The organism is Streptomyces sp. NPDC090994, assembly GCF_044768905.1.
Taxonomy (GTDB): Bacteria; Actinomycetota; Actinomycetes; order Streptomycetales; family Streptomycetaceae; genus Streptomyces.
This window is the reverse complement of record NZ_JBIVWS010000023.1, coordinates 60748-72475: the sequence shown is the minus strand read 5'-3', so window position 1 is coordinate 72475 and position 11728 is coordinate 60748. Positions and strand designations below refer to the sequence as shown.

Here is an 11728-nt window from a genome sequence, read left to right as displayed (position 1 = left end):
ACTACGGCTCTCGGCTCCCGTCGCTACAGTGAGGTGCAGGAAAGATGGACCGCTCCGCTCCAGCCCGCCCCACCCGCCACCGCCCCCGGCGGTTCGCCCCCGCCCTGGCGCTCGCCGCGGCGGCGGCCCTGACCCTCGCCGGCTGCTCCAGCGGCTCCGGGGGCAAGGAGGCCGACGAGGAAGGGACGTCCGGAGCCTTGGCGGGCAAGGCCGGCACTCCCCGGATGACGGTCGCCCTGGTCACCCACCAGGCGGCCGGCGACACCTTCTGGGACATCGTCCGCAAGGGCGCCGAGGCCGCCGCCGCCAAGGACAACATCAAGCTCGTCTACTCCCACGACCCCAACGCCGGCAACCAGGCCAACCTGGTGCAGAACGCCATCGACCAGAAGGTCGACGGCATCGCGGTCACCCTCGCCAAGCCGGACGCCCTCAAGAGCGTGGTGAGCAAGGCCCGGCAGGCCGGCATCCCCGTCGTCGGACTCAACTCCGGGCTGAGCGACTGGAAGCAGATGGGGCTGACCGAGTTCTTCGGGCAGGACGAGAGCGTGGCCGGCGAGGCGTTCGGCAGGAAGCTCAACGAGGTGGGGGCCGAGAAGGCCGTCTGCGTCCTGCACGAACAGGGCAACGTCGGCCTCACCCAGCGCTGCGACGGAGTCGAGAAGACCTTCGAGGGCTCGGTGGAGAACCTGTACGTCAACGGCACCGACATGCCGTCCGTGCAGTCGACGATCACCGCCAAGCTCAAGCAGGACAGCTCCATCGACCACGTCGTCACCCTCGGCGCGCCCTTCGCCATGACCGCGGTGCGGTCGGCGGCGGAGAGCGGGGGCGGGGCGAAGGTGGCCACCTTCGACCTCGACAAGGAGCTGACCGGCGCGATCCAGAACGGCGACATCGAGTTCGCCGTGGACCAGCAGCCCTACCTCCAGGGGTACTTGGCGGTCGACGGACTGTGGCTCTACGAGAACAACGGCAACTACAGCGGTGGCGGTGAGCAGCCGGTGCTGACCGGGCCGGCCTTCGTCGACGAGTCCAACGTCGACCAGGTCGCCGAGTACGCCGCGAAGGGCACCCGGTGATGAGCGGCGCCCCACAGGCGGTGACCGGGCGGCCGGCCGCCGGGACGCGGCGGACCGGACGCCCCCTGGTGCTGCGGCTGCTGGCCCGGCCCGAGGTCGGGGTGTTCCTCGGGGCCGTCGCCGTCCTCGTCTTCTTCCTGATCGCGGCGCCCTCGGTCCGGCAGGGCGGCTCGCTGGCGACCGTCCTCTACCAGTCCTCCACCATCGGCATCATGGCGCTGCCGGTCGCCCTGCTGATGATCGGCGGCGAGTTCGACCTGTCGGCCGGGGTCGCCGTGGTCACCTCGGCGCTGACCGCGAGCATGCTCAGTTACCAGCTGACCGTCAACGTCTGGACCGGCGTGCTCGTCGCCCTGGTGGTCTCCCTCGCCGTCGGCGCGTTCAACGGCTGGATGCTGGTGAGGACCCGGCTGCCCAGCTTCCTCGTCACCCTCGGCACCTTCCTGATCCTCCAGGGCGTCAACCTCGCCGTCACCAAACTCGTCACCGGCAACGTCGCCACCGACGACATCAGCGACATGGACGGCTTCGGCCAGGCCGAGGCACTCTTCGCCTCCTCCTTCGGCATCGGCGGCGTCCAGGTGAAGATCACGGTGGTGTGGTGGCTGGTCTTCGCCGCCCTGGCCACCTGGGTGCTGCTGCGCACCAAGTACGGCAACTGGGTCTTCGCCGTCGGCGGCGACCAGGACAGCGCCCGCGCGGTCGGCGTGCCCGTGACCTTCACCAAGGTCTCCCTGTTCATGCTGGTCGGCTTCGGCGCCTGGTTCACCGGCATGCACCAGCTGTTCTCCTTCAACACCGTGCAGTCCGGGGAGGGCGTCGGCCAGGAGCTGATCTACATCGCCGCCGCCGTCATCGGCGGCTGCCTGCTGACCGGCGGCCACGGCTCCGCGATCGGCCCGGTCTTCGGCGCCTTCATGTTCGGCATGGTGAACCAGGGCATCGTGTACGCCGGATGGAACCCCGACTGGTTCAAGGCGTTCCTCGGTGTGATGCTGCTCGGCGCCGTCCTCGTCAATCTGTGGGTCCGCCGCACGGCGACCCGGAGGTGAGCACATGACCGACACCCCCCTCGTCGAACTGCGCGGCGCCGGCAAGTCCTACGGCACCGTCCGCGCCCTGCACGGCGTCGACCTCGCCGTCCACCCCGGCCGGGTGACCTGTGTGCTCGGCGACAACGGCGCCGGCAAGTCCACCCTCATCAAGATCGTCTCCGGGCTGCACCAGCACACCGAGGGCCGGTTCCTCGTCGACGGCGCACCCGTCCGCTTCACCACCCCGCGCGAGGCCCTGGACCGGGGCATCGCCGCCGTCTACCAGGACCTGGCCACCGTCCCGCTGATGCCGGTGTGGCGCAACTTCTTCCTCGGCTCCGAACTCACCAAGGGCCCCTGGCCCGTCCGCCGCCTCGACATCGCCCGCATGAAGCGGACCGCCGACGAGGAGCTGCGCGCCATGGGCATCGCCCTGGACGACCTGGAGCAGCCCGTCGGCACCCTCTCCGGCGGGCAGCGCCAGTGCGTCGCCATCGCCCGCGCCGTCCACTTCGGCGCCCGCGTCCTCATCCTGGACGAGCCCACCGCCGCGCTCGGCGTGAAGCAGTCCGGCGTGGTGCTGAAGTACGTCGCCGCCGCCCGCGACCGCGGCCTCGGCGTCATCCTCATCACCCACAACCCCCACCACGCCTACCTGGTCGGCGACCACTTCACCGTGCTGCGCCTGGGCACCGTGGAACTGTCCGCCGCCCGGGACGAGATCACCCTGGAGAAGCTGACCGACCACATGGCCGGGGGCGCCGAACTCGCCGCACTCAGACATGAGTTGGCGCAGGTCGGCGGGGCCGGCACGGCCGCGCCGCCCGACGCGGCCCCGAGGGAAGGAAACACCTGACATGGCTCCCGTCCTCGACCGCATCCGGGTCGGCTCCGCCCCCGACTCCTGGGGCGTCTGGTTCCCCGACGACCCCCACCAGGTGCCCTGGCGGCGCTTCCTGGACGAGGTCGCCGAGGCCGGCTACTCCTGGATCGAACTGGGCCCCTACGGCTACCTCCCCACCGACCCGGCCCGCCTCACCGACGAGGTGGACCGGCGCGGCCTGAAGGTCTCCGCCGGCACCGTCTTCTGCGGCCTGCACCGCGGCCCCTCCGAGTGGGACGCGACCTGGGAGCAGGTGCGCCGCGTCGCCGCCCTCACCCGGGCGATGGGCGCCGGGCACCTCGTCGTCATCCCGTCCTTCTGGCGCGACGACAAGACCGCCGAGATCCTGGAACCCCCGGAGCTGACCCGCGAGCAGTGGTCCCACCTGACCCGGGGCATGGAACGCCTCGGCCGCGAGGTGCGGGACAGCTACGGCCTGGACATCGTCGTCCACCCGCACGCCGACACCCACCTCGACACCGAGGAGCACGTCGAACGCTTCCTCGACGCCACCGACCCCGGCCTGGTCAGCCTCTGCCTGGACACCGGCCACTACGCCTACTGCGGCGGCGACAGCGTCAAGCTCATCGAGACCTACGGCGAGCGCGTCGGCTACCTGCACCTCAAGCAGGTCGACCCGGAGATCCTCGCCGGGGTGCGGGCGGACGGGCTGCCGTTCGGGCCGGCCGTGCGGCGCGGGGTGATGTGCGAGCCGCCCGGCGGTGTGCCCGAGCTGGAGCCGGTGCTGGCGGCGGCCCAGCGGCTCGGCGTGGACCTCTTCGCCATCGTCGAGCAGGACATGTACCCCTGCGAGCCGGACCGGCCGCTGCCCATCGCCGTCCGCACCCGCCGCTTCCTGCGCTCCTGCGGGGCCTGAGGAGGGCCTCCAGAGGGCTTCCCGGACCGGCTCGGGGAGCCGTCGTCAGTGGTGCGCGCTAGCGTCGATGACGATGGCCCTTCGTCCCGTTCCGGGAGGCAGTCATGACCACGCGGCTCAATCCGTACCTCAGCTTCGACGGCGACGCCCGCCAGGCGATGGAGTTCTACGAGGAGGTGTTCGGCGGCACGCTGACGCTGAACACCTACGCGTCCTTCGGCGGGTCGCCCGGCCCGGACGCCGACAAGATCATGCACGGCATGCTGGAGACACCGAGCGGCCTCACCCTGATGGGCGCCGACGCCCCGCCCGGCACCGAGCACACCCCCGGCAACGCCTTCTCGATCAGCCTCAGCGGCGACGACGACACCGAGCTGCGCGGCTACTGGACCAAGCTGTCCGCGGGCGGCACCGTCGACGTGGCGCTGGAGAAGCAGATGTGGGGCGACGTCTTCGGCATGTGCCGGGACCGGTTCGGCGTCTCCTGGATGGTGAACATCAGCGAGCCGGCCGCCTGATCGGACCGCTCACGCCCGCCGTACCTCCTCCACCGTCACCGGACGGTGCTCGCGCAGCGACAGCGTGCACGCCTCTGCGATCCAGCCCGCCTCCAGCGCGTCCTCGATCCCGCACGGCGACGGCCGCGCCCCGGCGACCACCTCCGTGAAGGCGGTCAGCTCGGCGCGGTAGGCGGCGGCGAACCGGTCCATGAAGAAGTCGTGCGGGGTCCCGGAGGGGAAGGTCACGCCCGGCTCCGCCGAGCGCAGCGGCAGCCGGTCCTCCAGGCCGACCGCGAGGGAGTCGGCGAACCCGTGCAGCTCCATGCGGACGTCGTGACCGCGTCCGTTGTGCCGGCTGTTGGACACCACCGCGACCGTGCCGTCGTCCAGGGTGAGCACCGCCCCGGTGGTGTCGGCGTCGCCCGCCTCCCGGATGTACGCGGCACCCCGGTTGCCGCCGACCGCGTACACCTCGGTCACCTCGCGGCCCGTCACCCAGCGGATCATGTCGAAGTCGTGCACCGCGCAGTCCCGGAAGATGCCCCCGGAGGCGGCGACGTACGCGGCCGGCGGCGGCGCCGGGTCCAGCGTCGTCGACCGTACGGTGTGCAGGGGGCCCAGCTCGCCGGAGCGCACCGCCGCCCGCGCCGCGGCGAACCCGGCGTCGAACCGCCGGTTGAAACCGATCTGCACCGGCACCTCACGCCCCGCGACGGCCTTCAGCACCTCCGTGCCCTCGGCCATGGTGCGGGCCACCGGCTTCTCGCAGAAGACCGGCACCCCGGCGTCCACCCCGGCCCGGATCAGCGCCGGATGGGCGTCGGTCGCCGCCGCGACGACGAGCCCGTCCACCCCGCCGGCCAGCAGCTCGGCGGGGGAGTCCGCGACCAGCGCGCCGAACCGCTCGGCGGCGGCCCGCGCGGCGCCGGCCGCCGGATCGCACACGACCAGGGACTCCACGGCGCCGAGCCCGGCGAGGGTCGCGGCGTGGAAGGCGCCGATGCGGCCGAGACCGAGGATGCCGATACGCATGGGGGTGCTCCTGGGAGATCCTGAGAGAGGGAAGGGGCGGGGGTCACACCGACGGGTCCACGGTGACCCAGGCGCCGCTCGCGGCCGAACGCTCCATCGCCTCCAGCACGGCCGCGCCGCGCACCGCGTCCGTCAGCGTGGCGCCGTACGGGGTGCCCTCCGCGACCGAGCGCAGGAAGCGGTACGCCTCGATCACCTTCAGGTCGTCATAGCCCATGGCGTTGGCCGCGCCCGGCTGGAACGCGGCGAACTCGCCGTCGCCCGGACCGACGTACACCGTGCTGACCGGCTGGTCCTGGTACGCGGTGCCGCGGCTGACGCCCAGCTCGTTCATCCGCCGGAAGTCCCAGAACACCGCGCCCCTCGTGCCGTGCACCTCGAAGCCGTAGGCGTTCTGCTCACCGACCGAGACCCGGCACGCCTCCAGCACGCCGCGGGCGCCCGAGGCGAAGCGCAGCAGGCAGCCGACGTAGTCCTCGTTCTCCACCGGGCCCGGCTCCCCGCCCGTCGCCCGGGTGTGACCGGCGGTGGCGGCGGCCGGGCGGGCCCGCTCGGGGACGAAGACGGCGGTGTCGGCGGTCACGGAGGCGATGTCGCCGCACAGGAACCGGGCCAGGTCCGCGCCGTGCGAGGCCAGGTCGCCCAGCACCCCGCTGCCGCCGCGCTCCCGCTCGTAGCGCCAGGTCAGGGCCGACTCGGGATGGGCGGCGTAGTCGCTGAACAGCCGGACGCGGACATGGGTGACGGCGCCGATGTCCCCGGCGGCGATCAGGTCGCGGGCCGCCTCGACGGCGGGCGCGCCGCGGTAGTTGAAGCCGACCGCGCCCTGCACCCCGGCCTTCGCGACGGCGGCGGCCACCGCGCGGGCGTCCCCGGCGTTCAGCCCGACCGGCTTCTCGATCCACAGGTGCTTGCCCGCCTCGGCCATCGCGACGCCGATCTCGCGGTGCAGGAAGTTGGGGGCGGTGACGCTGACCGCCCGGACCCGGGGGTCGGCGGCCACCTCGCGCCAGTCGCGGACGGCCGAGGCGAACCCGAACCGGTCGGCGGCCTCCTCGCCCCGGCCCGGCACCTCCTCGGCGACCACGACCAGCTCCGGACGGACGGCGAGCCGCGGATAGTGGTGGCGGACGCGGGCGTAGGCCTGGGTGTGCACCCGGCCCATCCAGCCGAAACCGACGACGGCGACGCCGAGCGTCCCCTCCGGGCGAACCGTCGGGCGAACCACCGGGTGAACCATGCGAGCCCCTCTTTGGACCGGTCCAGCACCTGTCCCTGTCACCCTGAGGACTCCTGGCCCGTGGTGTCAAGGCTTTGACAGGTGATGCACCCCGTGGAACGGTCCAGCCATGAAGCAGCCGACCATCCGTGACGTGGCCGAGCGGGCCGGGGTCTCCAAGTCGCTGGTCTCCCTGGTGCTGCGCGGCGCCGACGGGGTGCGGCCCGAGCGGCGGGAAGCCGTGCTGCGGGCCGCGCGGGAACTCGGCTACCGGCCCAACGCGGCGGCCCGCAGCCTGAGCGAGCGGCGCACCCGCACCGTGGGCGTCCTCCTCGACGACCTGCGCAACCCCTGGTTCGTGGACCTGCTCGACGGGCTGAACGCCGTGCTGCGCGACAACGACCTGCACGTGCTGCTCTCCGACGCCCGCCTCAACCGCCGCTGGGGACCCGGCGACGCCGCGGGCCCCCTGCGCGACCTCGGTGTCGACGGCCTGGTCGTGGTCGGCACCCTGCCCGGCCCGGCCGCCCTGGAGGACGTCGCCGCGCGCGTCCCCGTGGTGGTCGCGGGCGCCCGGGAGCCGGTGCCGCCCGGCGTGGACGTGGTGGCCGGCGACGACGAGCGCGGGGCGCGGCTGGTCACCGAGCACCTCATCGGCCTCGGCCACCGCGCGGTGGCGCACCTGGCGGGCTACGGGGCCGTCGGCGAGCTGCGGCGGCGCAGCTTCGCGTCGGCGATGCGGGACCACGGCCTCGCCGGCCGGGCCACCGTCGAGCCCTGCGACATGACCGAGGAGGGCGGCTACCGCGCCACCGTCCGGCTGCTCGGCGGACGCGGACCCGACCGGCCCACCGCCGTCTTCGCCGTGAACGACGTCGCCTGCGTCGGCGCCCTGTCGGCGGCGGAGGAACTGGGACTGCGGGTGCCGCACGACCTGTCCGTGGCCGGATACGACAACACGAGCATCTCCCGGCTGCGCCACCTCTGGCTCACCACGGTCGACAACGCCGGCCACGAGGTCGGCCGCCGCGCCGCCCGCCTGCTGCTCGACCGGCTGCGCGCCCCCGGCGGACCGGGCGGCCTGCACCTCGCGGCTCCCTCGCTGGAGATCCGGGGGACCACGGCCGCGCCCCAGGGATGACGACGGTCGCGCCCCGCCGATGAGCACCGCGAAGACGCCGCACAACACCCCGTAATTCGGCGAACAAAATTGTTGACAATCTTGTTTGGATAGATTTACGTTCGACGAGCACTCACTCAGGGAGGGCACATGCCGAAACAAGCCGGTCCGAGCACCGGGGAGCAGGCGAAACAGCTTGCGCTCGGACAGCTGCGGGAGGCGATTCTGCGCGGCGACATGGCACCGGCCCAGCGGCTGGTGGAGAACGAACTCGCCGAACAGTTCGGTGTGACACGGGCCAGCATCCGGGCCGCACTGATCGACCTGGAGTCGCAGGGACTGGTTGAGCGCATCCGCAACCGGGGGTCGCGGGTGCGGGTGGTGACCGTGGAGGAAGCGGTCGCCATCACCGAGTGCCGGCTGGTGCTCGAAGGGCTCTGCGCGGCGAAGGCGGCGGCAGCCGTCACCGACGAACAGGTCGTCGAGCTGACCGACCTCGGTACGGCGATGCGCAAGGCCGTGGCCGACGGCGAACCGCTGACCTACTCGGAACTCAACCACCGACTGCACACCAGGATCCGGGAGTTCTCCGGGCAGTTGACGGCGCTGGAGCTGCTGGAGCGGCTCAACGCCCAACTGGTGCGCCATCGCTTCCAGTTGGCGCTGCGCCCGGGACGGCCCCAGCAATCCCTGAACGAGCACCTGGCCATGATCGAGGCGATCGAGGCCAGAGACCCACAGGCGGCCGAGGCGGCCGTCCGCGCCCACCTCACCAGCGTGATCGAGGCGTTGCGCGACTGACCCGCACCGGGCGGACGCGCATCCGCTCACCCCGGTGAGCGAGGAGCGAGGGCGTGCCGGCGCCCCGGCCCGAAGAGGAAGAGAACCCGTGTACGCGTACCCGCACACCCCGAAGGAGCAGGCATGAGCGGCGTCATCGTCACCGACCCGCCGAAGGCGGAGGCCAAGGACGTCGAAGCCCTGTCCGGGTACGGCGTGGCCACCGTGTCCGAGGCGATGGGCCGCACCGGCCTCCTCGGCCCGCACCTGCGCCCGATCCAGCAGGACACCCGGATCGCCGGCACCGCGGTGACCGTGCTGTCCTGGCCCGGCGACAACCTCATGATCCACGCCGCCGTGGAGCAGTGCGGCGAGGGCGACATCCTGGTCGTCACCACCACCTCGCCCTCCACCGACGGCCTGTTCGGCGAGCTGTTCGCGACGGCGCTGCGGCAGCGCGGGGTGCGCGGGCTGATCATCAACACGGGTGTCCGGGACACCTCCGAGCTGCGCGAGATGGGCTTCCCGGCCTGGTCCGCCGCGGTGTCCGCGCAGGGCACCGTCAAGGCGACCGGCGGCAGCGTCAACGTGCCGGTCGTCATCGGCGGCCAGGTGATCCACCCCGGTGACGTGATCGTCGCCGACGACGACGGCGTGGTCGTCGTCCCGCGCGAGAAGGCCCGGCAGACCGCCGAGGCGTCCCGGGCCCGCGAGGAGAAGGAGGCCGCGACCCGCGCCGCCTTCCTGGAGGGCCAGCTGGGCCTGGACCGCTACGGGCTGCGCGAGAAACTGGTCCAGCTCGGCGTGACCTACCAGTCCTACGAGGAGTACACGCGCGGCGGGGACGCCTCGTGAGCGCACCCGACGAGGTCCGCTGCATGCTGATGCGCGGCGGCACCTCCAAGGGCGCCTACTTCCTGGCCGAGGACCTCCCCGCCGACACCGCCGCCCGCGACGGCCTGCTGCTGCGGGTCATGGGCAGCCCCGACCCGCGCCAGATCGACGGGCTGGGCGGCGCCCACCCGCTGACCAGCAAGGTCGCCGTCGTCTCGGCGTCGGACGATCCCGAGGCCGACGTCGACTACCTGTTCCTCCAGGTCGACGTGGACACCCCCGAGGTCACCGACCGGCAGAACTGCGGCAACATCCTCGCCGGGGTGGGCCCGTTCGCCGTGGAGCGCGGACTGGTCCCTGCCCAGGACGGCGAGACCTCCGTACGCGTCCGGATGCGCAACACCGGGGAACTGGCGGTCGCCACCTTCCCCACCCCCGGCGGGCGCGTCGACTACACCGGGGACGCCGAGATCTCGGGCGTACCGGGCACCGCCGCCGCGGTCGTCATCGAGTTCCCGCAGGGCAGCTCCCCGCTGCTGCCCACCGGCAACGTCCGCGACACCGTCGCCGGGACCGAGGTGACCTGCGTCGACAACGGCATGCCGGTCGTGCTGATCCCGGCGGGCGCCCTGAAGGTCACCGGCTACGAGGAGCCGCGGGACCTGGAGGAGGACACGGCCCTGGCCGGCCGCCTGCGGGAGATCCGGCTGGCGGCGGGCCGGCTGATGGGGCTCGGGGACGTCGGGTCCACCACCGTGCCCAAGCTCAGCCTGCTCGCGCCGCCCCGGGACGGGGGCGCGGTCACCACCCGCACCTTCATCCCCGTGCGCTGCCACACCTCCATCGGCGTCCTGGGCGCCGCGAGCGTGGCCGCCGGACTCCGCCTGCCCGGCGGGGTGGGGGAGGGCATCGCCGAGCTGTCCGACGGCGACCGCACCCGCGTCGAACACCCCACCGGCTTCCTGGACGTCGAGACCGCCGTCGACCCCGGGGCCGACGGCACACCCCCGGTGGTCCGCCGTACCGCCGTCGTGCGCACCGCACGGAAGATCTTCGACGGCACCGTGTTCCCCCGGTCGGCCGGGACGGCCCCGACCCCCGCACCATCCTCTGGAGGCAACGATGACTCCGCCGCTCGGTGACATCGCCCACATCGGTCACACCCAGCTGTTCACGCCCGACCTCGACGCCAGTGTCGGCTTCTTCACCGACTTCCTGGGCCTGACGGTCAACGGCCAGGACGGTGACACGGTCTACCTGCGCACCTACGACGACTACGAGCACCACAGCCTGGTCCTCACCGCCCGCGAGACCCCCGGCCTCGGCCGGCTCGCGCTGCGCACCTCCAGCGAGGACGCCCTCCGGCGCCGGGTGAAGGCCCTGGAGGAGGCCGGCCGCGGCGGGACGTGGGTCGAGGACGAGCCCGGCATCGGCCGGCTCTACCTCACCACCGACCCCGACGGCCACGAGCACGCCCTGTACTGGGAGAGCGAGCACTACCGGGCCCCCGACGAGCTGAAGCCCGCGCTGAAGAACCAGCCGCAGGCCAAGCCCAACCGGGGAGTCGGCGTCCGCCGCCTCGACCACATCAACTTCCTCGCCGCCGACGTGCTCGCCAACGCCGAGTTCCAGGAACACCTCCTGGGCGCCCGGCCCACCGAGCAGATCCAGCTGGACTCCGGCAGGATCGCGGCCCGTTGGCTGACCTTCACCAACAAGTCCTACGACGTCGTCTACACCGAGGACTGGACCGGCTCCGAGGGGCGGCTGCACCACATCGCCTTTGCGACCGAGAACCGCGAGGACATCCTGCGCGCCGCCGACCTCGCCATCGACACCGGCGTGTTCATCGAGACCGGCCCGCACAAGCACGCCATCCAGCAGACGTTCTTCCTGTACGTCTACGAGCCCGGCGGCAACCGCATCGAGCTGTGCAACCCGCTCACCCGCCTGGTGCTGGCGCCGGACTGGCCGCTGATCACCTGGACCGAGGAGGAGCGGAAGAAGGGGCAGGCCTGGGGGCTGAAGACCATCGAGTCCTTCCACACCCACGGCACCCCGCCGGTCGCCTGACGATCCGTGCCACGGGCCACGGGGGTGGGGGGGGGGCCCCCCGGGGGGGGGGGCCCCCCCCCCGGGGGGGGCGGGGGGGGGGGGGGGGGCCCCCCCCGGGGGGCCCCCCCCCCCACCCCCGTGGCGCAGGGGGAGGGGCCGGGCGCTATCAGATCGTTGCTGAGATTGTTAACAAAACCGTTGACACTCAATGGCCGGAACTTTAGCGTCTAGCGCACACCACGGGTCGAGCCGCACGAGCCGCGCGGACCCGCTTCATCGATCCCCTCCAGGGAACTCGTCCTGGTCGAGAGG

The 11728-nt window shown here is 72.7% G+C and carries 12 protein-coding genes; 10 read left to right on the top strand and 2 right to left on the bottom strand.

The window, feature by feature from the left end:
* The first annotated feature begins 44 nt into the window (after positions 1–44).
* From ACIQR3_RS32075 to ACIQR3_RS32055, 5 genes are all read left to right on the top strand, one after another.
* Positions 45–1082: a substrate-binding domain-containing protein gene (locus tag ACIQR3_RS32075; RefSeq protein ID WP_403544207.1), complete on the top strand. Its 1038-nt coding sequence runs from the start codon at positions 45–47 to the stop codon at positions 1080–1082.
* Positions 1082–2134, top strand: a complete 1053-nt coding sequence (locus ACIQR3_RS32070) for an ABC transporter permease (protein WP_403544205.1) — start codon at positions 1082–1084, stop codon at positions 2132–2134. The genes ACIQR3_RS32075 and ACIQR3_RS32070 overlap by 1 nt, the downstream gene beginning before the upstream one ends.
* A 4-nt stretch (positions 2135–2138) precedes the next feature.
* Positions 2139–2972, top strand: coding sequence for an ATP-binding cassette domain-containing protein (locus ACIQR3_RS32065; protein ID WP_403544203.1), 834 nt, complete (start codon positions 2139–2141; stop codon positions 2970–2972).
* A gap of 1 nt (position 2973) precedes the next feature.
* Complete coding sequence (locus ACIQR3_RS32060; protein WP_403544201.1) at positions 2974–3876, top strand: sugar phosphate isomerase/epimerase family protein; 903 nt, start codon at positions 2974–2976, stop codon at positions 3874–3876.
* A gap of 104 nt (positions 3877–3980) precedes the next feature.
* The gene (locus ACIQR3_RS32055; protein WP_403544199.1) at positions 3981–4394 is read left to right on the top strand and encodes a VOC family protein; all 414 of its coding nucleotides are present in this window, start codon (positions 3981–3983) and stop codon (positions 4392–4394) included.
* A 9-nt stretch (positions 4395–4403) separates the two neighbouring features.
* Here ACIQR3_RS32055 and ACIQR3_RS32050 read toward each other — a convergent pair whose 3' ends face one another.
* Positions 4404–5408: a Gfo/Idh/MocA family oxidoreductase gene (locus tag ACIQR3_RS32050; RefSeq protein WP_403544198.1), complete on the bottom strand. Its 1005-nt coding sequence runs from the start codon at positions 5406–5408 to the stop codon at positions 4404–4406.
* Between the two features lie 43 nt (positions 5409–5451).
* Positions 5452–6636 (bottom strand): Gfo/Idh/MocA family protein, encoded by a 1185-nt coding sequence (locus ACIQR3_RS32045; RefSeq protein WP_403544196.1) that lies wholly within the window; start codon positions 6634–6636, stop codon positions 5452–5454.
* Between the two features lie 121 nt (positions 6637–6757).
* Between ACIQR3_RS32045 and ACIQR3_RS32040 the strand changes: the two genes are divergently transcribed.
* The 5 genes from ACIQR3_RS32040 to ACIQR3_RS32020 all read left to right on the top strand — a co-directional run bounded on the left by ACIQR3_RS32040 (position 6758) and on the right by ACIQR3_RS32020 (position 11434).
* Positions 6758–7768 carry a LacI family DNA-binding transcriptional regulator gene (locus ACIQR3_RS32040; protein WP_403544194.1) on the top strand — a complete coding sequence of 337 codons (1011 nt, stop codon included), beginning with the start codon at positions 6758–6760 and terminating at the stop codon, positions 7766–7768.
* A 129-nt stretch (positions 7769–7897) separates the two neighbouring features.
* Complete coding sequence (locus ACIQR3_RS32035) at positions 7898–8548, top strand: GntR family transcriptional regulator (RefSeq protein ID WP_215171270.1); 651 nt, start codon at positions 7898–7900, stop codon at positions 8546–8548.
* A 123-nt stretch (positions 8549–8671) separates the two neighbouring features.
* Positions 8672–9382 carry a 4-carboxy-4-hydroxy-2-oxoadipate aldolase/oxaloacetate decarboxylase gene (locus ACIQR3_RS32030; protein WP_403544192.1) on the top strand — a complete coding sequence of 237 codons (711 nt, stop codon included), beginning with the start codon at positions 8672–8674 and terminating at the stop codon, positions 9380–9382.
* 23 nt (positions 9383–9405) lie between these two features.
* Entirely contained in the window at positions 9406–10503 is a 1098-nt protein-coding gene (locus ACIQR3_RS32025; protein ID WP_403544271.1) for a 4-oxalomesaconate tautomerase, read from the top strand.
* Positions 10484–11434 (top strand): catechol 2,3-dioxygenase, encoded by a 951-nt coding sequence (locus ACIQR3_RS32020; protein WP_403544190.1) that lies wholly within the window; start codon positions 10484–10486, stop codon positions 11432–11434. The genes ACIQR3_RS32025 and ACIQR3_RS32020 overlap by 20 nt, the downstream gene beginning before the upstream one ends.
* Positions 11435–11728: the final 294 nt, after the last annotated feature.